Here is a 22,431-nt window from a genome sequence, read left to right as displayed (position 1 = left end):
CGTGACCCACACGGCCGCAGCAGCATCCCATCTGCCCCCTGAAGGGGTGGTCGACGTCGGCCCTCAGCTGTCAGCCGAAGGCCGCAAGGCGGAGGCCACAAGCCGGAGGTCACAAGGCGGAGGCCACAAGGCGAGGCGTGGGGACGCGAGCCGGTGATGGGACGTGAACCGTGAATCGCGGGCAGCGGCGAGGAGGTTATCCACAGGGCGGGCACATCCTGTCGCCGCTATCCCCAGAATCCCGTTCGCCTCCACCGGCCCGGCCCACCATCTCCGATCCTGAGTGCCTCACCAACCCGACGGGATCCCATCACGATCACGGAGGCCACTCATGAAGATCATTCTCCCGTTGCCTCGCACGCTGACATCCCTGTTCGTCATCGCCATGGAGCACCTGTCGTTCGATCTCGGCTCGTTCGTGCCCTGGCGCGTCGGAGGGCCGCACAAGAAGGCCGTGGTCAGCGCGATGGGCAGCCGATCCCTGACCGTGACGCACCACGCGACCCCATGGAAACCGTTCGGAGCCGCGCTCACGGACGACGACCGGCGCCGCCTGCGCCGCACGAAGCAACACATCGTGGTGTCGGCCACAGCGCCCCCGCACAGGCTTCCCGTCAGCGTGCAGGCGGCACGGGCGGTCGCCCGGTCCCTGGCCCGCACATGCGACGGCATCCTGCTCGACCCCTTGATCGGCTCCGCCCTTGTCACATGCGGCGGATGCGCGACCGAGCCTGCCGACTTCAGCCTCGGCGACGACTGGCTGGCCTGGGACGTCCAGGTCCACGACGACGCCACCTGCCCTCCCTGGGACCCGGCTGACACGGCCGTGTGCGACTGCCTGCGCGTCACCTCTCGCGGCCTGCGCCGCTTCGCCCTGCCGGAGATCACCCTCGACGGCGCGGCCTGCGCCCACAACCTGTGCGCGACCAACCTCCTCCGCACAGTGGCCCACCGCCTGGTCACCGACCACCTGGCCTACGTCGCAACCCACCCGGACGCCACCGAACGCCAGATAGACGACTTCCTCCGCATCCAGCCCTCGGACCAGCCAGACGGCACCGGACTGCCCTTCGGCGTCCAGCTGACCCCATACGACGCCGACACGGGCGAGCTGGGCCGCACCGGCAGCATCCGCCGCCTGAAGGTCGGCCCCGCCCCCGGCACCGGCCAGGTCACCTGCCTCAGGGTCGGCCCGCCCTCCGGCTTCACCGGCTCGCTCAACGACTGGCTCTGCGCCACCCAAGCGACCCACCACGCCACCCTGACCTCCATCGACTGCCACGCTCCGGACCCGGCACAGGTCCTGGCGGCGTAGAAGAGCGCAGAGGAAATGTCGAGCGACCATGCCTCCAGGTATCGCGTTCCACCCACGCACATGCGGCAGTATCGGGGGGCATGAGAACCTTGTACCCGCCCATCGATCCATACGACTCCGGCCTGCTCGACGTGGGCGATGGCAACCAGATCTACTGGGAGGTCTGCGGCAACCCCGACGGCAAGCCGGCCGTGATGTTGCACGGCGGGCCGGGCGGCGGGTGCACCGCCAAACATCGCCGCCAGTGGGATCCGGAGCTGTACCGGATCGTGCTGTTCGACCAGCGCAACTGCGGGCGCAGCCTGCCGCACGCCAGTGATCCCGCCACCGATCTGAGCACCAACACCACCTGGAATCTGGTGGCGGACATGGAGCGGCTGCGAGAGCACCTGGGCATAGACCGATGGCAGGTGTTCGGGGGGTCGTGGGGCAGCGCCCTGGCGCTGGCGTACGCGCAGACACATCCCGACCGGACGACCGAGCTCGTGTTGCGCGGGATCTTCATGTTGCGGCCGCAGGAATTGCGGTGGTTCTACCAGGAGGGGGCGTGCTACCTGTTCCCCGACCTGTGGGAGCGGTACGTTGCGCCCATTCCGGAGGAGGAGCGGGGCGATCTGATGGCGGCGTTCCGCAGGCGGCTCGAAGGGGAGGACGCGGACGCCAGGCTGGCGGCGGCCAAGGCGTGGGCGCAGTGGGAGGCGGGCACGATCACGTTGTTGCCTGATCCCGAGCTGGTCGCGGAGTTCGGGGAGGACAAGATGGCCGTCTGTTTCGCCCGGATCGAAAACCACTACTTCCATCACGGCGGCTGGTTCGCACCCGACCAGCTCATCAGGGACGTCGACAAGGTCCGGCACATTCCCGCCGTGATCGTGCAGGGCCGTTACGACACCTGCACGCCGATGGCGACCGCCTGGGATCTGCACAAGGCGTGGCCGGAGGCGGAGTTCCACGTGGTGCACGATGCCGGGCACGCCTTCACCGAGCCCGGCATCCTGGACCGGCTCATCGCAACGACCGACCGCTTCGGCGGATCCGCGCCCTAGTCAGGACCTCAGCGCACCGAGCGGAGCCCGGCCAGGGCTCAACGCACGGAGCGGAACTCGGCCAGGGCCTCAGCGAACCGAGCGAAGACCGGCAAGCGCCTCAGCGCACCGAGTCGAGCCGAGCCAGGTAAAGGCGCGTATGGCGTACGGCGGGGGTGACCGCGCCGACCGCCAGCAGCGCGAACAGCGGCGCGAGTACGAGCCCGAGCAGGAGTCCCACGACCACATCGTGCGGGTGGTGCACCCCCACGAACACCCGCGAGAACGCCGTGACGGCCGCCAGGGGGAACACCACCCATGCCAACGCGCGCCAGGCCAGCACGAGCGTGGCCGCCGCGCCGGCCGCGATCACGGAGTGGTTGCTGGGGAAGGACCAGTCGTCCGGCGGCGGGCAGTGGGCGATCGTCGCGATCCCGCCCCGGCACGGCCGGTCCTCCCTGACGAAGGTCTTGATCACCTCACTCACCACGTAGGCGAACACCACCCCCGCCGGCCCCGCGATCACGAGTGCGAGGTCGCGGGCCGGTGCCCGCCACGCACGCAAGGCCGCCACCGCGAACAGCGCCGCAAACACGAATAACCCGGCATCCGTCCCCACTTCGGCGAGCGTGTGGAGCCAGTCGGGTGTGGTCAGGGCGAAGCCGACGATGTCGTTGTACACACGTGTCCAATCCGTGAACGAGTAGTGGACACGACCTTACGGACAACAGCCGTCACATACGTCAACCCAATGGCGGAATGTCGGGTCATACCTCGGTCAGATGGCCGATCCCCCGAAATATGACGAAGGTCAGGCGAGCAGCTGCCGGACCAGCGCGGCGTGCTTGCTCTCGAGCTCGGCCTGGGTGATGAGCCCCCGGTCGAACGCCTCCGTGGTGGCGTCGCGCTCCGCCACGTAGTACGCCGCCATGATCTCGCTGCGGAGCGGCGTGAAACCGCGCTCCACGCAGTCAGCGAAAATGATGACCTTCTGGTCGATGACGTCCGCAGCCACCGTGCACGCCAGACCCTGCTCACGGAGCTGCTGAACCGCTTCATGAAGGGTGATCGGGCCATGGGCCCCGTTGAAGCGGACGTCAAGAGCGATCTTCACTGTTTTGCGCCTCCGGAGGTTTACAACGTTCGGATCAAGACCGCGTATTCCCAGCTCAGAGCGGGTAAGAGGGCATTCGTGATCGGTGAGCACGTGATCGTCGGCTATTCCAGCGACCCGGGCGGGCGGGAGGCCCTGGCCCTTGGCGCCACGATCACGCAGGTCACCGGCGGCGAGCTCACGGTCGCGACGATCTACCCGCCGGGCAGCCCGGGACTGGCGGTCGAGGCGCAGGCCAACCTCGCGCACGCGGCCGAGGAGCTGGGGCCGGCGCCGGCCGAGTACATCACGTACGAGAGCAGGGGCGCGGGCCGCGGGCTCTCAGTGCTGGCCAGCCGGATCAGGGCCGATCTGATCGTGGTCGGCTCGACGGACGGCGGGCAGCACGGCCGCATCGCCATCGGCTCCACCTCCAACCACCTCCTCCACCTGTCGTCAGAGGCGGTCATGGTGGCGCCTGCTCAGTACGCGCCCTCCGACGGCCCTGGCCGCCTCACGCTGGCCTACGTGCATCGGCCGCAGTGTGACGCGGCGGTCGAGCGGATGGCGCAGGCGGCGCTGCGGCTGGGCGTCACGCTCAGGCTGATCACGTTCGACCTGCGTACGGAGGATCAGGTCAAGCTCAGAGACGATCTCGCGCTGGCCGTGCGGCTGGCCTGGGAGAGCACCGGCATCGAGGCGGAGTCGGAGGTGGCCGAAGGGCATGACGTGGCCGCCGCGATGGCCGACGTCGAGTGGCTGCCGGGCGAGTTGCTGGTCTGCGCGGCGAGCGAGGACGCGCAGCCGCACCGGGTGTTCCTCGGCGAGCTGGCCATGAAGATGTTGCGGGCCTCCCCCTGCCCGGTCACCGTCCTGCCCCGGGGCTTCTCATGAAGCCGCCGGCTGACTGCCCAGGCGCCGTGACATGGTCCCGGCCGCAGTCGCCTGTGCCCTGACCCGGCACTGGCTTCGGTGACGCAGCGCAAAGGGACAAGGGCCCCGCCTTGACGGCCGGGCCCTGCTCCTTGAGCTCATGCTGCAGTTCGCGCGACCCTCTCGTACAGCTCCAGGTAACGATCGGCCATGACCGACGGCGAGAAGCGGCGGCGGGCCTCGGCGCGGCACTCCTCGGGGTCCAGCTCGTCCACCCGCAGCACCCACTCGGCCAGCTCCTCCTCGGTGTCGGCCAGGAAGCCGGTGCGGCCGTGGTCGATGATCTCGGGAAGGCAGCCGCGGCGCAGCCCGATGGGCGGTACCCCGAGCGCGAGTGCCTCGACGACGGCCGTGCCACCGGGTTCGTCCCACTGGATGGGGAAGAGCGCGGCCCGCGCCGAGGCGTACAGATAGTCCCTGGCCGGGCCGGCCACCGCGCCGACCCACCTGACCAGCTCGTCGTCGAGGTAACGGGACACCTGGTCCAGGTGGTAGCGGACGTCCGGATGGCCGTACAGCGGGTGGTAGGGATTCTGCGCCACGACGTCCAGCTCCGCCGGGGTGTTGCGGCCGCTGACCGGCCCGGCCAGCACCAGCGGCAGCCCCAGCTTCTGGCAGAGGCGGGCCGCCACGTGCTGGCCCTTGAGCTGGCAGATCCGGCCCATGACCACGAAATGATCTCCACGTGTGGCCCCGAGGTCGCGGTCGGTGAGCGGGGTGGCCAGGTGGATCGCGCCGAGGGAGGCCGCGCGCAGGGCCTCGGGGGCGCGGGCGAGTTGTGACTCCGAGACGCCGTTGACCGCGATCGACGACGGGAACGCGCCGTAGAAGTCCGGATGTTTGCGCAGGTCCCAGTGGAGGGTGTGGAGGACAGGAGGACCGTCCAGAGCGGACAGGATCGCGGGCCCGACCACCTCCAGGTGGTCGTGGACGAGGTCGATGTCGTCGCGGGCGCGCAGCTCGGCGACCAGCCTCGCCTGGTGCGCGTGCGCGATGCCCATGACCTGGTTGTACGGCTTCTGCAGCTCCGTGAACTGCCCCTTGTCGTAGACGCCGATCAGCTCGTCCACGTCGAGCGTGCTCGCGCCCACAGAGGCCAGCACCACGTGCACGCCCCGCTCACGCAGCGCCGGCACCAGTGTGGCGACCACGTTCTCGATCCCGCCGTAGCCGGGGGGCGGAACCGTGAGCCACGGCCCCGCGTTGATCAGGACTTTCATGCCACGTCCTCCTTCAGTACGAGGGAGGCGAGCGGAGGTCGCTCGGCCACGGCCACATCGACCAGGTCGGCGTCGCCGTCGAGCCCGAACTGCAGCATCATGTGCGCCGGGGGCTCGGACGCCATCACGCGGCCCTGCCGTTCGAGGCGGGACCAGGCGGTGAGCATGATCTGCCCGGCCATCCGGCCGAGCGCGGCCATCGACTGGTGACTGTGCGTACGGCGGCCCAGGTCCACCTGCGCCATCGCGTCCAGCCCGACGAGCTGGAGCAGGTCGACGAGGAGCCCGAACTCCACGCCGTACTCGGTGACGAACGGCACCTGTTCGAGCACCGCGCGCCGGGCGGCGTACTCACCGCCGAGCGGCTGGGCGAATCCGGCCAACTCCGGCCAGAACAGGTTGATCAGCGGCCGGGCCACCAGTTCGGTGACGCGCCCGCCGCCGCCCTGCTGGGCGACGCCGTCCGCGCCGATGTAGGGCCGCTCGTACGTGGCCTTGACGAAATGCGTGTCGGCGTCCACCAACAGCGGTCCCACCAGGCCGGATATGTAGTGCGCACCGAAACTGCGCAGGTCGGCGTCCACGAAGACGACGATGTCGCCCCTCGATGCGGCCAGTCCCTTCCACAGCGCTTCGCCCTTGCCGGTCAGCTCGGGCAGGTTCGCGAGCACCTCGTTCTGCGCGACGACGCGCGCCCCCGCCTCGCGTGCCCGTTCGGCGGTCGCGTCGGTGGAGTTCGAGTCGACCACGAGGATCTCGTCGACGAGCGGTGTGCGCTCCACGAGGTCGCGGCGGATGACGGTGACGATGTCGCCCACTGTGCTCTCCTCGTCACGAGCAGGCAGGACAACACTCACCGTGGTCGTTCCCTTGGCCAGCATTAAGGCGTCGACGGGCCACTCGGCTGCGGTGCTCGAGTGTGGGCCGTACCACTCCTGGACCCTGGACAAGGCTCGCACATCTGTCTCCATGCAGTCAGCCCCGTTCTCATGAGGTCACGACATCTGCCCGATCTATACGGGCTTGAACATGTTTGTTTGGTCGCGACCAGATGTGGCATATGCGAGGTTGTGTCCCCAATGACCCGCGTCGGCATCATAGGTGCCGGAAATGTCGCCGCTCGCCACGCAGACGTCCTGTCCGGATTCCCCGATGTCACGATCGCTGGGATCGCCGACACAGATCCCCACAGGGCCGAGGCTCTGGCCTCCAAGCATGGCTCCCCCGCCTATGGCGGCCATGCAGACCTGCTCAGTGCCGGCGGTCTGGATGCGGTTTACGTGTGCGTTCCTCCTTTTGCGCACGGTAACCCGGAATGTGATGTCCTGTCGTGTGATCTACCTCTCTTTGTCGAGAAACCCCTATCACTCGACCTCGAAACCGCAGAATTCATCGCATCCGAAATTGAGCGGAAATCCTTGCCTTCCGCGGTCGGCCACCACTGGCGCTACCTCGGCATTGTCGAGCAGGCCCACGAGCTGCTCGACGGCCGCCCGGTACGCCTCGCGCTCGGACACTGGCTCGACAAGATCCCCCCGGTCGCCTGGTGGCTGAACCGCAGCATGTCCGGCGGCCAGATCATCGAGCAGGCGGTCCACGTGCTGGACCTGGCCCGCGTCCTGGTGGGCGAGGTCGCGATGGTGCACGCCGTCCCCGAGGACAACACCCATGACGGCGAGGTGGACCGGGCCACGGCCGCGGTGATGCGCTTCGCCGGCGGCGCGGCCGGCCTGCTGGCCACCTCCTGCCTGCTCACCCAGAAGCACCGGGTGGGGCTGGAGGTCTGCGCCGACGGCATCGCGCTGGAGCTGAGCGAGACGCGGCTGCTGGTCGACGGACAGCGCGTGATCGAGGACGACGGGCAGGCCAAGGTCCGGGTGGATCGGGAGTTCATCGACGCCGTGCAAGGCAAGGACGCGGACGTACGCGTGCCGTACCGTGAGGCTCTGCGGACCCACCGGCTGGCGCTGGCGCTCGCCCGGTCCGCAGCGGAACGGAGGCCGGTGATGCTGGATGAGTCCGGGGGTGCCGAATGAGCAAAATGCTCAGCATTGAGGCGCCTGGGCAGGTGACGCTGATCGAGGAGAAGCTGCCGGACATCCCCGAGGGCGGGTTCATGGTGGCCACCACGCACAGCGGCGTCTCCGCCGGGACGGAGCTGACCTACATCAAGGGCACGAACCCCTATCTGACCTCGACCTGGGACCAGGCGCTCGGCCTGTTCACCGAGGGCACTCCCTCGATCGAGTACCCGGTGCGCGGCATCGGCTACATGCAGGTCGGCCTCGTGGTGGAGACGCGGACGCGGGCCGTGTGCGAGGGCGCGATGGTGGCGATGTGCTACGGGCACCGCACGGCGTACGTGGCGGACCCGATGGAGGACAGGTTCGTCGAGCTGCCCGACGACCTCGACCCGCTACTCGGCATCTACGTCGCCCACATGGGCCCGATCTGCGCCAACGGCCTGCTGCACGCGGCACACGACCTGCACGGACCCGCCGTGCAGCAACTGGGCGACGGCGTGCGCGGCCGCCGGGTGGTGATCGTGGGCGCGGGCGTGGTCGGCCTGCTGACCGCCTGCTTCGCCCGGTCAGGCGGCGCGGCCGAGGTCGTGGTCGTGGACGAGACCCCGGCCAGGCTCACGGTCGCCGAAGCGCTCGGCATGAACGTGATGGCCGCGGACGACGATCCGGCGGTGGCGCTGAAGCGCCGCTGGCGGCACGGTCCGGGGGATCGCGGCGCCGATGTGGTGTTCCAGTGCCGCGGCCAGACTCGGGCGCTGGCGCTCGCCCTGCGGCTGCTGCGCCCGCAGGGCACACTGATCGACCTGGCCTTCTACACGCAGGGCGCGCAGGAGGTGCGGCTCGGTGAGGAGTTCCACCACAACGGGCTGACGGTGCGCTGCGCCCAGATCGGCCGGGTGCCGCGCGGGCTGGCGCACGCCTGGGACAGGGAGCGGCTCTCACACGAGACGATCGCCCTGCTCAGGCAGCACAGCGGAGTGCTACGCCGGCACCTGATCACTGACGTGGTCGGCTTTCACGAGGCCCCCGAGTTCCTCGCCGACCTCTCCACCGGCCGCCGCCAGACCATCCAGGCCGTGCTCAGCGACGACGTCGAGGAGGAGGGCGGCTGACCAGCTGAAGTCCCAGCAGCCGTGGCCGCGCAGCGTGAACGGGTCGAAGTACTCGCGGAAGCCGGACCTCGCCACCATGGTGAGCATGCCGTCGGCGAGCGGGCCGGCCAGGTCGGGGCGGCGGTCCTTGAGTCCCTGCCAGACCAGCCAGCAGAGGTTGATCCAGCTCGGGCCCCGCCAGTAGCGGACCGAGTCGAACTCCGGCGCCGACGGCGAGAAGCTGGGCAGGACGCCGTCCTTCAAAGCGAATCGGTCCAGCGCGGTCGCGATCAGCGTGTCGGCGATCTCGCCCGGCAGTGCGGTCAGCATGAGCGGCGTCAGCCCGGCGGCACTGGCCGAGTGGATGAGGTGTCCGGTGTTCACGTCGCGGGACTGGAAGAGGTCGCCGTCGTAGAGGTGCTCGACCATGGCCGCGGAGATGGCGGCCGCCTCGCGCTCGTGCGGTTCGGGGTCGAGGCCGCACACCTCCGCGATCTTGGCGAGCGCCTGCTCGGCCACGCCGTACGCGGTGTTGAACAGCGGGTCCTCGATGTGGAACGCGCCAGGCCGGCGGTAGCCGGAGTCGCGGTAAGCCTTGGCCAGCGCCACGTAGCGCTCGTAGTCGCGGTCGGTCGGCCGCTCCTCGGCGTTGACGGTGTCGATGTCCCTGCGTACGAACCCGGTGGGGCGTTCCTGCACACCCTGGAGCGGCAGGTCCCAGGCCGGGCTGTTGTCCATGCCCGACTCCCAGGGGTGCACGATCGAGATCAGGCCTTCGGGCGAGCGCCTGGCCGTACGCAGGAACTCCTGCTGGGCCACCAGCCGCGGGTAGATCCGGCGCAGGAACGCCGGGTCCGGCTCGGCCAGGTGCGTCTTCCACGCGGCCAGCGCGTGGACGGGCGGCTGGATGATGCCGGAGGTCGCGGTTCCCGAGGGCGCCCGGGTCTGCCAGAAATCGGGGCCAGGGAAGTATGCGCCGTCCGGCACCTTCGGGTTGAACACGATGTGCGGCACCCGCCCGTCCCGCCACTGGGCACCGAACAGGCTCAGCAGCTCCGACCTGGCCCTTCTCGGGGCCCAGCGGGCATGGCCGATCGCGATGAAAGCCGAGTCCCAGCTCCACTGATGCGGGTAGAGCCGGCGGGAGGGAACCGTGTAGCTGCCGTCCCAGTTCGCCACCAGGACACGTATGGCGTCACGCAGCATCAGAGGAACTTCCTGACGAAGGCAGCGGTCTGGGGCAGGACGATTTCCGGCTCGCCGCGCAGGCGGCATTCGAGCGCCAGGTAGCCGTCATAGCCGAAGGCGTCCAGCGTGGCCAGTTGCGCGCCCCAGTCGAGGTGACCGGTGCCCGGCTGGTTCCTGTTGGACTCGCTGATCTGCATGTGCGCGATGTAGGGGGCGGCCTCGGCCAGCGCGCGGCAGGGGTCGTCCTCCTCGATGTTCATGTGGTACGTGTCGCCGACGACCCTGATCGAGTCCATGGCGCAGTAGGAGACCGCGTCGGCCAGCGTGTTGACCATGTGGTTCTCGTACCGGTTGAGCGGCTCCAGCATGATCAGCACGCCGTTGCGCTGTGCGTGCTCGCCCAGGATGCCCAGCGCCTCAGCCAGCACCTCGCGGTCCTCCTCGGGACTGCGCGGCGGCTCGAACGGCGGCAGCCGCAGGGAGAACTGCCCCCACGAGGCCGGCGTCATGACGCCGATGCCGCCGAGCTCAGCGATCACCGTGAGCTGGGAGCGGAGCTGCTGGATCGCGTCCTTGCGCTTGGCCGGGTCGAAGTCGCCGATGAAGTGCGGCATGTCCACGCAGACCGTCGGCATGACCACGCCGTCCGCCAGGGCCCGCTTGAGCTCGGTGAGCCGCCCCGCGAAGTGGAAATCCCCCTTCCCGCGCAGCTCGATGGCGTCGAACCCGGCATCGACCGCGAACGCGAACTTCTCCTGCAGCGTGCGGCCGGGCAGAAGCTGCTCCTGTACGGCGAGCTTCACTGTTCACTCCTCGAATTGGAAGACGAGCTGGAGCACTTCGGACTGATGCTTGTCGATGAGGTCGAAGGCCTCGGCGGCCCGGTCGACGGGGACGACGTGGCTGATGAGCTCGGCGACGTCGACCTCGCCCCGGTGCACGAGCTCCATGAACGTGAGCTGCAGGCGCTCGACGTCCCACCGGTGTGCCAGCCACGAGGCGACACCGCCGATCTGGGAGGCCACGAGCTGGACCTGGTTGTGGTGGAACTCCTCGCCCAGCCGCAGCCCGATGCCGTCACCCTGGTAGAACCCGGCGGCCACGACCCGGCCGCCCTTGCGCACGGTCCTGATGGCCTCGTGCAGGCCGAGGTGGCTGCCGCTCAGCTCGATGACGGTGTCGGCGCCCTCGACGCGCTTGCGCATGAACTCGGCGACCGAGCCCGAGGCGATGTCGAAGGTCTCGGCGGCGCCGAACTTCCTGGCCAGCTCGAGCCGGTCGGGGATGGCGTCGGCGGCAACCACCCGGGCGCCGCTGAGCACGGCCAGGCGGGTGGCGAGCAGCCCGATGACGCCCTGGCCGAAGATCGCGATCTGGTCGCCCAGGTGCACGTCGGCGGCGTGCACCGCGTTGAGCGCGATGGCGCCCACGCGGGCGAAGACGCCGGTCAGCGGATCGGCGCCGGGCGGCAGCACGTGGCCGAGCAGCTTCTCCGCCGGCACGACGGCCTCGGCCCGGTGGCCCCAGATGCCCCACACGAGAGCGCCGATGGGGGGATCCGCGACATCGGCCGCCGCCTCCACCACCTCGCCGACCTCCTGGTAGCCCCAGCCGCTCAGCGGGTAGGCATGCGTCTGACCCTCGACGAACAGCCGGCGCTCGGTGTCCCACTTTCGGCTGAGGTAGGGGTTGGTTCCGCGATAGGCGGTGAGTTCGGTGCCTGCCGAGACTCCGGAGTAGAGCGTTTTCACGCGTACGGAGCCCGGAACGAGTTCGGCGGGCGACTCCAGGCCGACGCGGACATGGCCTGGTTCTTCAAAGGTGATGACGCGCATTCCCCAACACTTACGCTTAATGATCAATCAAAAGACAAAGCTTTATTGCTTGTTTGCATACGATAGTTGCGCCCGTAACACTCTTAAGTCTACGTCTTCCGCGGGGGGCTGCTGATGCAATTGGGGTTTCTGACCGCGTGTCTTGTGGAAAGTGACCTTACCGACGTCGCCCGCTGGGCCGCTCAACAGGGCTTCGAGGCCCAAGAAGTGGCTGGTTCCCCGTCGCTGGATGGCGGACGTCACATTAAGGTAGATCGTTTGACGAGGCTGAATACGCTCGAATCCAGGGCATCTTCGCCGATACCGGACCAACGCTTTCCTCGATCACATACTACGAGAACAACCTGCATCCTCAGCACGGTCTGAGCGTGAATGCGCACGTCCAGCCCGGTATTGACGCCACTGCCCCACGGTGGGCACGTTGGCGGGACGGAGCCCGGGCGGACTGTACGCGACGACCTGGAATGCGCGACCGACGTCTTCGGTCCTCTGGTCGAGTACGCCAGAGCAGGCAACGTGGAGATCGTCATTGAGAGCCGCGTGATGAAGAACTGGAACCCTGATGGGTTTGCGCGGCCTGATCCACGGCGTGGAGGTAGCACGGAGAGGGTACAGACCGGTCTCGGTATCGCCTACCGCACGTTGCGCCATCTGATCCCGGGGTAAGGGCGGCATATCCCCAATCAGAGGAGCGTGCCATGCCGAAGAAGGTAACCGCCGTCCTCTCCGTCGCACTGCTGATGGCCGCCACGCTGACGGCCTGCGGTGACGGCGGCGGCGAGCAGCCGACCGCGGTCAACAAGATCACGGTATGGACCGAGGAGAACCTCGAAGACCGGATGGCCGTGCAGAAGCAGATCGTCACCGAGTTCACCCAGAAGACCGGGATCCAGGTGGAGCTGGTCGCCATGGCCGAGGACCAGTTCAGCCAGTCCATCACGGCCGCCGCCGCGGCAGGCGACCTGCCGGACGTGATCGGCGCGCTGCCCCTGTCCGCCGTTCGCGAGCTGGAGACCAACGAGCTGCTCGACACCGAGACGCCGGGCAAGGTCGTCGACCAGCTCGGCCGGGACTCGTTCACCCCACGGGCCCTGGAACTCAACACCTCGGGAGGCCAGCTGCTCGCGGTGCCCAGCGACGGGTGGGCGCAGCTGATCCTCTACCGCAAGGATCTGTTCGACAAGGCCGGGCTGCAGCCGCCGGACACGTACGAGGCGCTGCAGGCGGCAGCCCAGAAGCTCAACACGGGCGGGGTCGCGGGCATCACGCTGGCGATCGCGCCGAAGGACTCGTTCACCGCGCAGAGCTTCGAGCACGTGGCGCAGGCGAACGGGTGCCAGCTGGTGGACAATTCCGGAAATGTCGCCCTGGACTCGCCGGCGTGCGTGCGGGCCTTCGAGTTCTACGCCAACCTGGCCAAGAACTACTCGGTCAAGGGCAAGCAGGACGTCGACACCACCCGGGCCACGTACTTCTCGGGCAAGGCGGCCATGATGATCTGGTCGTCGTTCATCCTGGACGAGATGGCGGGGCTGCGGAAGGACGCGCTGCCGAGCTGCCAGGAGTGCCGCGAGGATCCCGAATGGCTGGCCAAGAACACCGGCGTGGTGACCGCGCTGGAAGGGCCTGACGGGAGCGCGCCCGCGCAGTACGGCGAGATCGTCTCGTGGGCGATCACCCGTGACGCGGCCAAGGACCCGGCCGCCAAGTTCGTCGCGTACATGATGAACGAGGGCTACGAGCGGTGGATCGGCATGGCGCCCGAAGGCAAGTTCCCCACCCGGACCAACTTCGCCGAGCAGTGGAACAAGCTGCCCGCCGGGGTCGACTCCAAGAAGCCGCTGGCCGACATCTACCCGGCCGACGTGCTCGAGGCCCTGCGCAAGAGCCCCGAGACGTTCGCGCGCTGGGGCATCCCGCAGGGTCAGGGCAAGCTGGTCGGCGCCACCATGGGCGAGCTGCCGGTGCCCAAGGCGCTGAGCGGGGTCGTGGACGGCTCCCTCACCCCGCAGGCCGCCGCCGCCCAGGCCAAGACCGACGTGGAGACGATCAAGCGCGGGATCCGGCAGTGACCACCATGCGTAGCAGACCCCCGGCTGCCATGAAAACGCCGCGAGGGAGAGCCGTCGCCTGGAGGAGGAGCGACGCAGGAGCGACGGGGCAAGGCGGCGGCATATGGCGACCGAGCCCGCCGAACGGAGTGAGGCCATGAGCACGGGCCGCACGCTTCGGCAGCAGGAGGGTCGCGCGGGACTCGTGCTGATCTCGCCGACGCTGATCATCACGCTGGTCGTGGTGGTGGTGCCGCTGCTGTGGGCGATCATGCTGGCGTTCCAGGACGCGCGGCTGATCAACATCCGGCGGGTGGGGATCTTCGGCAACTACACGCTGGAGAACTTCACGTACGTGATCTCCGAGCCGGGCTTCTGGTCGTCGCTGGTCAACACGCTCGTCTACACGGTCGCGGGCACGGCGTTGTCGATCGTGATCGGGCTGGTGGCGGCGCTCGCACTGCGTGACAAGTTCGCCGGGCGCACGCTGGTCAGGGCCTCGATCCTGATTCCGTACGTGGCGCCGGTGGTGGCCGTGGCGTTCCTGTGGGAGACGATGCTCAACCCCCAGTACGGCATCGTCAACACGTGGCTGCGCGAGCCCATCGCGTTCCTCACTCAGGCCAGGGGCGAGTTCCTGGGCATCCAGGTGCCCGTGGCGCTGCTGACCGTGATCGCGTTCGAGGCGTGGCGGTATTTCCCGTTCGCGTTCCTGTTCATCCTGGCCAGGCTCCAGGCGCTGCCCGCGGAGCTGGACGAGGCCGCGGTGGTGGACGGGGCCACGCCCACCCAGCGCTTCCGGTACGTGATCATGCCGCAGCTGTGGCGCATCATCGCGTTGCTCTCGGTGCTGCGGTTCGTGTTCACGTTCACCAAGTTCGACGACGTCTACCTGCTGACCGGCGGCGGGGCCGGCACCGAGGTCGTCAGCGTGCGGGTCTACAACTTCCTGACCGCCCGCGACGACATCGGGGCCTCGGCCGCGCAGGCGATCGTCCTGGCAGTTGTGCTCGTCGTGTTCCTCATCCTCTACCTGCGCTTCTTCAGCGGGGGTGAACGTGAGCAGGAGTGAGCCCGACGCCCCGCGAGCAGAGCGAGCAAATGGACAGGGTGCGGTTCCGCGAAGCGGAGTGGAGGCCCGACGCAGGAGGGACTCCGCGGAGCGAGTGAGGAGCGGTGAGCGACCAATGAGCAGGGATAGCTTCGAACGGATCCTCTTCAGGTATCTGAAGCCGCTGGTGATCCTGGTGCTCTTCGTGGTCACCGCGTTCCCGTTCTTCTACATGGTGATGTTGTCGGTCCGCGACATCCAGGAGCTCATCCTGGATCCCGGCTCGCTCTGGCCGAGCAGCTTCACCCTCGACACCTACGTGAACGTCCTGACCAGGCAGGGCTTCCTGACGTTCATGAGGAACAGCGCGATCATCGCGGTCGCGTCGGTGGCGTTCACGCTGCTGATCTCGATCCCGGGCGCGTACGCGGTGGCGCGGCTGCGTTTCTTCGGGCGGCGGCAGGTGCACTTCCTCTTCCTGGCGGTGTACCTGTTCCCGGCGATCGTGCTGGCCATCCCGCTGTTCGTGCTCTTCACGATGCTCGGGCTCCGGGGATCCCTGGTCGGACTGATCCTCGTGTATATCGCGCAAACCGTGCCAGTCACGGTATACATGCTCCGCAACTACTTCGAGACCGTGCCGCAGAGCGTGGAGGAAGCGGCCGCGATCGACGGGTGCACGAGACTGTCGACCATCTGGCGGGTGGTGCTGCCACTCTCCAAGCCCGCGCTGATGGCCACCGGCCTCTACGCCTTCATGATCGCGTGGAACGAGTTCCTGTTCGCCCTGCTCTTCCTGGTGGAGCGGCGGGACAGCTGGACCGTTTCCCTAGGGCTTTCACAGCTCGCGGGAAGCATCGAGATCCCGACGACGGTCCTGATGGCCGGGTCGGTGGTGCTCACGCTACCGATCGTGATCGTCTTCTTCGCCAGCGAACGACTGCTGACGGAGGGGCTCACGGCGGGAGCCGAGAAGGGATGAACCATGCTGACGGCAGGGCAGATCCTCCAGCTCATCCGTAATGGCTCCTGCCGTACGCGCAAAGAACTCATCGAGTACACCGGTCTGTCCCGGTCGACGATCACCGACCGGGTCGACCGGCTCATCGACGCCGGATACATCCACGAGTCCGGCGTCGGCGCCTCCGGGGGCGGGCGACCGCCCTCGGTGCTCGACGTGGACGCGACCAAGCGGCTGATGCTGGTCGCCGACCTGGGAGCCACGCACGTCCGGGCGGCCCTGACCGACCTGGCCGCCCGGCCGCTGGCCGAGGAGAGCACCGAGATGCGCATCGACCGCGGGCCCGAGGCCGTGCTGTCGTGGGTGCGGCAGGCGTTCCAGCGCATGCTGGACCGGCACGGACGGCCCGCCGCGGAGGTGTGCGGCATCGGGCTGGACCTGCCGGGCTCGGTGGACCACACCAACGGGCGGGTGATCAGGTCGTTCCTCATGCCGGGGTGGGACGACCATCCGGTGGGCGAGGCCATGGGGGCGGCGTACGACGTGCCGATCCTGGTGGAGAACGACGCCAACGCGATGGCCCTGGGCGAGTGGTGGTCGTCCTGGCGGGCGACCGACTCGCTGATCCTCATCAAGGTCTCGACCGGGATCGGCACCGGCATCATCCTCAACGGGCAGATTTATCGCGGCGTCGAGGAGGCCGCCGGAAACATCGGTCACGTGCGCATTCGCGAGAGCGACGACCGGGTCTGCACCTGCGGCTCGCGCGGCTGCGTCGCCTCGCTGGCCAGCGGCCACGCCCTGGCCGCCGACCTGGGCCAGGAGTTCAGCCGGGACGTGGTCCGGCTCGTGCAGGCCGGCGACCCCACGGCCATCGCCCGCACCCAGGAGGCGGGGCGGACGCTGGGCGTCGTGCTGGCCACGGCGGTCAGCCTGCTCAACCCGGGGGTGCTGGTCCTGGCCGGGGACATGGCGGAGACCAGGGAGCACTACCTGACCGGGATCAGGGAGATCGTCTACCGCCGCAGCCTGCCGTACACGACCAGGAACCTGGAGATCGTCACCTCGTCACTGGGCGACCGGGCCGGGATCGTGGGCATGGCGGTCATCGTCATGGAACACGTGCTCTCCCCCGCCTCTGTGGACGCCGCCCTGGCCGACCCGGTGAACTGACCGCTCAACCGCCGCCCAGGTCGCGCCGCAACCGCTCGGGCGCCTCGACCAGCGAGGGGCCGTACCAGGTCAGCAGCCGCCCGCTCACCAGGGCGCAGCTGTGGCCGGGGAAACACTCCGGGCCGTCCGCCGCCGAGAACGCATACGGCTCGTCCGGCAGGACCACCAGGTCGGCCCGGCACTCCACCAGCTCGGGGAGCGGGATCTTGGGGTAGCGCTCGGCGTGGCCCGCGTACAGGTTGTCGACGCCGAGGTGCTTCAGCACGTCCCCGGTGAAGGTGTCGCGGCCGACGACCATCCACGGCCGACGCCAGATCGGGATGATCGCCGTCCTCCTCCGACCCTCCGCCGCTGCCTCCCCCCACGCCGCCTCCGCCGCATCCAACCAGGTCGGGCGGTCGGTACGGCACGCGTACGTGAACATCCGCTCCAGCGAGACGAACGCCTCCTCCAACGTCTCGATCTTGGTGACCCAGACGGCGATACCCGCGGCACGCAGCGCCTCGAGGTCGGCCGGGCGGTTCTCCTCGGCGTTGGCCAGGACCACGTCAGGCCTGAGCTTTTTGATCGCCTCCAGGTCGGGGTTCTTGGTGCCCCGGACCCTGGTCACGTCGAGGTCGGCCGGGTGCGAGCACCAGTCGGTCGCCCCCACCAACGCCTCCGGCACGGTCGCCGCCACCGACTCGGTCAGCGACGGCACCAAGGACACGATCCGCCGCACGGTCTCCGGGACCGCCACGGCCATGCCGAGGTCATCCATATCAGCAGACTAGATCTGTGACTCCACCCACGGCTGAAGCCGCGGGCTTCCTGCGTCGGTGGCTAGGCCACGTCGCAGAGGACCAGCCCGGCCCTGTTGAGGACGTTGGTCGCGCCGACGTGGTCCGCGTTAGCCGCGAACCCGCACTTCACGCACTCGAACTTGGCTTGCGTGACGCGGTTCTCCTTCGCGACGTGCCCGCATGCGAGGCACGTACGGGAGGTGTTACGCGCGTCCACCGGAACCAGGAGGCGACCGGCACTCTCAGCCTTGTTCGCCAGGATTCCGAGGAACCGCACCCAGCCCGCGTCGAGGATGCTGCGGTTGAGCCCGGCCTTCGCGGCGGCGCCGTTCGGCAGGAAGGCGCCGGGCACCTCCGGGTCGGGCTTGGGCTTCGGCGTGCGGGTCATGCCCGCCGTGTTCAACCGCTCGTGCGCGATGACGTCGTGGTCGCGGATCAGCGCCCGGGCAGTCTTGTGGTGGAAGTCGAGCCGCTGACGGCGGATCTTGGCGTACAGCTTGGCGACTTTCCGGACGGCCGCACGGTGGCGCTTGGCGCGTTGCCGGGTCCGCTTCGGGAACGTCGCAAGGTGCCGCTGGGCCTCGGCGAGCTCGTCCGCCATCGCATGCATGAAGCGCGGGTTGGCGACGTGCTCTCCGCCCGAGGTGGTCAGGAAGTACGTGGTGCCCATGTCGATGCCGACCACCGCGCCCGTGGGCGGGAGCGGCTCAGCGGGAACCTCGTCGCACGCGAGGACCACGTACCAGCGGCTCCCCTCGCGCTTGATGCTGATCGTCTTCACCCGGCCTAGCACGGGCCTGTGCTGGTGCACCCGGACATGCCCGATGCCCTGCAGCCGGACGAAAGTCGCCGTCGGGTGCTCGGGCTGGGAGTCCCACCGACAGCCGTCGCCGTCTTTGGGCCACTCAACGGTGTCGAACCAGCCGCGCCCCTTGAATCTCGGGAAGCCTGGTGTGCGCCCGGCCTTGACGCGAGCGAAGAACGCCTTAAATGCCTTATCCAGCCGTCGTAGGGTGGCTTGCTGAGAGGAGAACGACCACCGGCCCTGCCCGTCGGGGTCGTCAGCGCGGATGTCCTTCAACTCCCCGGACTGGTCGCCGTAGCCGACCGTCACGCCCGCCTTGCGGTAAGCGGTGCGCCGATGCTCCAAAGCTCCGTTGTACAGCTGGCGGTGGTCTTCCAGGCATGCGGCAAGTGCGGCGGCCTGCTTACTGGTGGGGCGCAGCAAGAACTTGAACGACCTGCGCACGTCCACCCCCTACGTTCGGTAACGAGATCACCACGGTACGGCTGACACCGACAAAAATGTGCAGGGAGGGAGCGCGGATTTCCCCCGCCACCTGAAGGCGGCGGTTCCCTCCGCGCGAGTCTGATGGATAAGAGCGGCCTGATGTCGGTATAGATCCGTAGAATCACCCGAAAGATCGTTACCACGTGATCGGGGGGGATGTGGTGGAGCGAGAGTCGCGCGGCTTCGATCCGGACACGCCCAACGTTGCCCGGCTCTACGACTACTTTCTCGGGGGCAAGGACCACTTCCCCGCGGACAGGGAGGCGGCGGAGCGGATCTTGCGAGTTGCTCCCGAAGTGCGGGCCGCCGCCCGGGCGAACCGGGCGTTCCTCACGCGTGCCGTGCGTCACCTCGCCGGAGCCGGGGTGCGGCAGTTCCTCGACATCGGCACGGGGTTGCCGCGGCGGGAGAACGTGCACCAGATCGCCGGCGACGGCTCCCAGGTCGTCTACGCCGACGTGGACCCGGTGGTCATGGTGCACGCGCGGGCGCTGCTGGCCGACCAGGGCGGCACGACGGTGGTTCAGGGCGACCTCCGCAAGCCCGCCGACATCCTGGACGATCCCGAGGTCAGGCGGGCGATCGACTTCGGCCGTCCCGTGGGTGTGCTGCTGACGGCGGTCATGCACTTCGTCACCGAGTCCGAGCGGCCGCAGGAGATCGTCGCCTGCCTGCGCGACGCCATGGCGCCCGGCAGCTATCTGGTCATGTCCCACGGCACCAGCGACGCCCGCGCCGCCGCCGTGAATGCGGCCACCGAGGTCTACCGCACTGCCAGCGCGCCGCTCACGCTGCGCGGCCGGGGACGGATCATGGAGCTCTTCGACGGGTTCGAGCTGGTGGACCCCGGGCTGGTCTGGTTGCCCGAATGGCATCCCGAACCGGGCGACACCGTCGACTTCACCGACGGCCCTCAGTCGTCGCTGATCCTGTGCGGTGTGGGCAGGAAGGCCTGAGGCGTGGACGTCGGGCTGGCGGTGCCGCAGTACGGCAGGTTCGCCACGCTGCGCAGCACGCTCGACGTGGCGCGGGCGGCCGAGGAGATGGGATTCGCCGGCTTGTGGGCAGGCGACCGGCTGATGACGCCGCTGCGGTCGAAGGACCGCTATCCGGGCGGGGGCGGCATCCCGGAGGCACATCGGGTCTTCCTGGACCCGTTCGCGGTGTTGTCCGTGGCCGCCTCGGCCACGTCCACCATCGGACTGGGCACCAGCGCGCTGAACGCCTGCTGGTATCCGCCGCCCGTCCTGGCCCGCTCCCTCACCACCATTGACCACCTCAGCGGCGGCCGGCTCGCCGTCGGCCTCGGGCTCGGCTGGTCCTCCGACGAGTACGCCGCCGTGGGCGTGCCCTGGCACGACCGGGCGAAGCGGTACGAGGCCACCCTGGACGCGCTGGAGGCGATCTGGACCACGGACCCGGTGTGGTTCGAGCACGAGCTGTGGACGATCGCGCCGAGTCACATCGAGCCCAAGCCGGCCCGCCGCCCGCCGCTCTACCTGGCCGGCTTCTCCGGGCCCGCGCTGCGCCGCATCGGCCGCCGGGCCGACGGCTGGCTGACCGCCGCGCTGCCCATTCCCGTGCTCACGGCGATGTGGCGGACGGTGTGCGAGAGCGCCGAGCAGGCCGGCCGCGACCCGGGGGCGCTGCGCATGGTCATGCGCTGCAACCCCGTCATCACCGACCAGGGCAGCCCGCCCAGGAGCGGCACGGTGGCCGAGATCGCGGCGTATCTGGCCACCGCGGCGGAGGCCGGGGTCCACGAGCTGATCCTGGACCTCCAGCTCACCGCCACGAGCGACCAGCACCTGCTGGAGCTGGCCGCGGACATCAGATCCCGCCTCTGAGGTCATCTTCGAGTGCGCTGACCGCGGCCTCCCGTGAGGCCTACTTGAGGGCGCTCAGCGCGCCCTCGTAGTCGGGCTCCTGCGTGATCTCCGGCACCAGCTCGGAGTAGATCACCTTGTTGTCGCCGTCGAGCACCACCACCGCACGCGCGGCCAGCCCCGCCAGCGGCCCGGACTCCTGCGCCACGCCGTAGTCGGCCAGGAACTCGCGGCCGCGCATGAGCGACAACATGGTCACGTTGTCGAGGCCCTCGGCGCCGCAGAACCGCTTCTGCGCGAACGGCAGGTCGGCGGACACGCAGAGCACCTCGACGCCGGGGTGCTCGGCGGCCACCTGGTTGAAGCGCCGCACCGAGGCCGCGCAGACGCCAGTGTCGACGCTCGGGAAGATGTTGAGCACCTTGGTGGCCTGGCCGAAGTCCTCCAGGGAGCGCTCCGCCAAGTCGTTGCCCACCAGGCGGAAGGCGGGCGCGCTGTCGCCGGGCTGCGGGAAGGTGCCGCCCACGGTGATGGGGTTGCCCTTGAATGTGACGTCTGACATGAAAGCCTCCTGATAGCCGTGTTCCCGATCCCGGATCTTATCCGCGTCAGGATCAGGCCCAGTCGTTGCGGGCGGCGTGCCAGCCGAGCTGGGCGCGGGTGCGCACGCCCGCCAGATCCATCAGCGCCCGCAGCCGCCGCTGGAGCGTGCGCAGCGACAGGTCCAGCTGTCCCGCCACCGCCTCGTCGGTCAGCCCCGACAGGAGCAGTCCGAGGATCTTCCTGTCCAGCTCCGTGACGGAGGACTCCGGCTGCTCGTCGAACGCCTCCGCCGTGTTCAGGCGCAACGGGTACGCCCGCTGCCATACCGCGTCGAACAGTGCCTCCACGGCGGCCAGCAGCCCACTGCGGTGCAGGAGCACGGCGGCCGGCTCGCCGCCGGGCTCGGTCGTCAGCGGCACCAGGGCGAGCTCGCTGTCGGCCATCATCAGCTTGATGGGCAGCTTGTCCGTCACCCTGACCTGCACGCCCCTGCGCAGGGAGTCGATCGTCTCGGCCACCGCCCCGGGCCCGGCCAGGAACTCGCGCTCCACCACGACGAAATACTCCACCCCGCGATCCACGGCCTGGTCCTCGGCCGTGTTGGATCCCGGGGGCACCGCCACGAAGGGCGCCGTGGAGAACGAGCGTGCCCGTTTCCGCGCCGCCGCCTGGTTCCCTGTCAAGTGGGCGTGTTGAGGTTTAAGGCTTCGCGTCCTCGTCATCTGGGAGAAGTGTGTCTGGTGTTATCTTGGGTGGCTGTCAGTAGTCAGGCCATGTGAGGCAGGTAAGGTTGGCGCGTATGGTTTTGTTCGTGAGTTCCGGCGCCAGATGTCGCTGAGTTCGGGCGCCAGCGAGATCTCCCCGCTCTCGATGTTCGTGAGTTTCGGCGCCACACCGGTTGCGACGGCCGCGCCCGGCGTCGAACGGATCTCCGCTCACGCATAGTGACGAACCATGGGAGGCCGGCCGCGCGTTGTCTGCGGCAAGAGAGTGCGCCGCGGGCGAAACGCCGCTGAAGATTCCCGTCGC

21 protein-coding genes and 1 pseudogene are annotated in these 22,431 nt (G+C 68.9%); 11 read left to right on the top strand and 11 right to left on the bottom strand.

Annotated features, from left to right (window positions below; translation table 11 throughout):
* The first annotated feature begins 331 nt into the window (after window positions 1–331).
* Window positions 332–1,315 carry a hypothetical protein gene (locus EDD27_RS52740; protein ID WP_127940188.1) on the top strand — a complete coding sequence of 328 codons (984 nt, stop codon included), beginning with the start codon at window positions 332–334 and terminating at the stop codon, window positions 1,313–1,315.
* Between the two features lie 80 nt (window positions 1,316–1,395).
* Window positions 1,396–2,361 (top strand): prolyl aminopeptidase, encoded by a 966-nt coding sequence (gene pip, locus EDD27_RS52735; protein ID WP_127940187.1) that lies wholly within the window; start codon window positions 1,396–1,398, stop codon window positions 2,359–2,361.
* A 100-nt stretch (window positions 2,362–2,461) separates the two neighbouring features.
* On the opposite strand, the gene EDD27_RS52730 is transcribed toward pip, so the two are convergent.
* Both EDD27_RS52730 and EDD27_RS52725 read right to left on the bottom strand, forming a co-directional pair.
* On the bottom strand, window positions 2,462–3,022 hold the full coding sequence (locus tag EDD27_RS52730; RefSeq protein WP_127940186.1) for a phosphatase PAP2 family protein: 561 nt from the start codon (window positions 3,020–3,022) through the stop codon (window positions 2,462–2,464).
* A gap of 129 nt (window positions 3,023–3,151) precedes the next feature.
* Window positions 3,152–3,454 (bottom strand): hypothetical protein, encoded by a 303-nt coding sequence (locus EDD27_RS52725; RefSeq protein ID WP_127940185.1) that lies wholly within the window; start codon window positions 3,452–3,454, stop codon window positions 3,152–3,154.
* Window positions 3,455–3,532: 78 nt separating this feature from the next.
* Between EDD27_RS52725 and EDD27_RS52720 the strand changes: the two genes are divergently transcribed.
* A complete protein-coding gene (locus EDD27_RS52720) occupies window positions 3,533–4,327 on the top strand; it encodes a universal stress protein (protein WP_241564734.1) in 795 nt (264 codons plus the stop codon).
* A gap of 137 nt (window positions 4,328–4,464) precedes the next feature.
* Here the strand turns inward: EDD27_RS52720 and EDD27_RS52715 are convergent, their stop codons facing one another.
* Both EDD27_RS52715 and EDD27_RS52710 read right to left on the bottom strand, forming a co-directional pair.
* Window positions 4,465–5,586 (bottom strand): glycosyltransferase, encoded by a 1,122-nt coding sequence (locus tag EDD27_RS52715; protein ID WP_127940184.1) that lies wholly within the window; start codon window positions 5,584–5,586, stop codon window positions 4,465–4,467.
* The gene (locus tag EDD27_RS52710; RefSeq protein WP_241564949.1) at window positions 5,583–6,536 is read right to left on the bottom strand and encodes a glucosyl-3-phosphoglycerate synthase; all 954 of its coding nucleotides are present in this window, start codon (window positions 6,534–6,536) and stop codon (window positions 5,583–5,585) included. Before EDD27_RS52710 ends, EDD27_RS52715 begins: the two co-directional genes overlap by 4 nt.
* A 39-nt stretch (window positions 6,537–6,575) precedes the next feature.
* Between EDD27_RS52710 and EDD27_RS58215 the strand changes: the two genes are divergently transcribed.
* The gene (locus EDD27_RS58215) at window positions 6,576–7,622 is read left to right on the top strand and encodes a Gfo/Idh/MocA family protein (RefSeq protein ID WP_338324740.1); all 1,047 of its coding nucleotides are present in this window, start codon (window positions 6,576–6,578) and stop codon (window positions 7,620–7,622) included.
* Between the two features lie 5 nt (window positions 7,623–7,627).
* Complete coding sequence (locus EDD27_RS52700) at window positions 7,628–8,722, top strand: zinc-binding dehydrogenase (protein WP_241564732.1); 1,095 nt, start codon at window positions 7,628–7,630, stop codon at window positions 8,720–8,722.
* 9 nt (window positions 8,723–8,731) lie between these two features.
* On the opposite strand, the pseudogene EDD27_RS59160 reads toward EDD27_RS52700, so the two are convergent.
* The 3 genes and pseudogenes from EDD27_RS59160 to EDD27_RS52685 form a co-directional block, all read right to left on the bottom strand.
* Window positions 8,732–9,907 (bottom strand): annotated as a pseudogene (locus EDD27_RS59160) (MGH1-like glycoside hydrolase domain-containing protein); the annotation flags it as partial.
* On the bottom strand, window positions 9,907–10,692 hold the full coding sequence (locus EDD27_RS52690; RefSeq protein ID WP_127940180.1) for a sugar phosphate isomerase/epimerase family protein: 786 nt from the start codon (window positions 10,690–10,692) through the stop codon (window positions 9,907–9,909). The gene EDD27_RS52690 and the pseudogene EDD27_RS59160, both read right to left, overlap by 1 nt.
* A 3-nt stretch (window positions 10,693–10,695) precedes the next feature.
* The gene (locus EDD27_RS52685) at window positions 10,696–11,724 is read right to left on the bottom strand and encodes a zinc-binding dehydrogenase (RefSeq protein ID WP_127940179.1); all 1,029 of its coding nucleotides are present in this window, start codon (window positions 11,722–11,724) and stop codon (window positions 10,696–10,698) included.
* Window positions 11,725–12,422: 698 nt separating this feature from the next.
* Here EDD27_RS52685 and EDD27_RS52680 point away from each other — a divergent pair.
* From EDD27_RS52680 to EDD27_RS52665, 4 genes are all read left to right on the top strand, one after another.
* Window positions 12,423–13,796, top strand: a complete 1,374-nt coding sequence (locus tag EDD27_RS52680; protein WP_127940178.1) for an ABC transporter substrate-binding protein — start codon at window positions 12,423–12,425, stop codon at window positions 13,794–13,796.
* Window positions 13,797–13,932: 136 nt separating this feature from the next.
* Window positions 13,933–14,847, top strand: coding sequence for a carbohydrate ABC transporter permease (locus EDD27_RS52675; RefSeq protein ID WP_206642054.1), 915 nt, complete (start codon window positions 13,933–13,935; stop codon window positions 14,845–14,847).
* A 115-nt stretch (window positions 14,848–14,962) separates the two neighbouring features.
* Window positions 14,963–15,808, top strand: coding sequence for a carbohydrate ABC transporter permease (locus EDD27_RS52670; RefSeq protein WP_127940176.1), 846 nt, complete (start codon window positions 14,963–14,965; stop codon window positions 15,806–15,808).
* Window positions 15,809–15,811: 3 nt separating this feature from the next.
* The gene (locus tag EDD27_RS52665; RefSeq protein WP_127940175.1) at window positions 15,812–16,960 is read left to right on the top strand and encodes an ROK family transcriptional regulator; all 1,149 of its coding nucleotides are present in this window, start codon (window positions 15,812–15,814) and stop codon (window positions 16,958–16,960) included.
* 4 nt (window positions 16,961–16,964) lie between these two features.
* On the opposite strand, the gene EDD27_RS52660 is transcribed toward EDD27_RS52665, so the two are convergent.
* Window positions 16,965–17,720 (bottom strand): helical backbone metal receptor, encoded by a 756-nt coding sequence (locus EDD27_RS52660; RefSeq protein WP_127940174.1) that lies wholly within the window; start codon window positions 17,718–17,720, stop codon window positions 16,965–16,967.
* A gap of 62 nt (window positions 17,721–17,782) precedes the next feature.
* Window positions 17,783–18,991 carry an RNA-guided endonuclease InsQ/TnpB family protein gene (locus tag EDD27_RS52655; RefSeq protein ID WP_127940173.1) on the bottom strand — a complete coding sequence of 403 codons (1,209 nt, stop codon included), beginning with the start codon at window positions 18,989–18,991 and terminating at the stop codon, window positions 17,783–17,785.
* 185 nt (window positions 18,992–19,176) lie between these two features.
* On the opposite strand from EDD27_RS52655, the gene EDD27_RS52650 reads away from it, so the two are divergent.
* Together EDD27_RS52650 and EDD27_RS52645 are read left to right on the top strand one after the other, a co-directional pair.
* On the top strand, window positions 19,177–19,989 hold the full coding sequence (locus EDD27_RS52650; protein WP_241564731.1) for an SAM-dependent methyltransferase: 813 nt from the start codon (window positions 19,177–19,179) through the stop codon (window positions 19,987–19,989).
* A 3-nt stretch (window positions 19,990–19,992) separates the two neighbouring features.
* Window positions 19,993–20,880, top strand: a complete 888-nt coding sequence (locus EDD27_RS52645) for a TIGR03619 family F420-dependent LLM class oxidoreductase (RefSeq protein ID WP_206642052.1) — start codon at window positions 19,993–19,995, stop codon at window positions 20,878–20,880.
* 40 nt (window positions 20,881–20,920) lie between these two features.
* Here the strand turns inward: EDD27_RS52645 and tpx are convergent, their stop codons facing one another.
* Together tpx and EDD27_RS52635 are read right to left on the bottom strand one after the other, a co-directional pair.
* Window positions 20,921–21,421, bottom strand: coding sequence for a thiol peroxidase (gene tpx / locus EDD27_RS52640; protein WP_127940172.1), 501 nt, complete (start codon window positions 21,419–21,421; stop codon window positions 20,921–20,923).
* A gap of 52 nt (window positions 21,422–21,473) precedes the next feature.
* On the bottom strand, window positions 21,474–22,085 hold the full coding sequence (locus tag EDD27_RS52635; RefSeq protein ID WP_127940171.1) for a helix-turn-helix domain-containing protein: 612 nt from the start codon (window positions 22,083–22,085) through the stop codon (window positions 21,474–21,476).
* Window positions 22,086–22,431: the final 346 nt, after the last annotated feature.

Origin of the sequence: Nonomuraea polychroma (assembly GCF_004011505.1) — a bacterium.
GTDB classification, from domain to species: Bacteria; Actinomycetota; Actinomycetes; order Streptosporangiales; family Streptosporangiaceae; genus Nonomuraea; species Nonomuraea polychroma.
The sequence above is the reverse complement of the archived record's forward strand: the minus strand, read 5'-3'. Positions and strand labels throughout refer to the sequence as shown.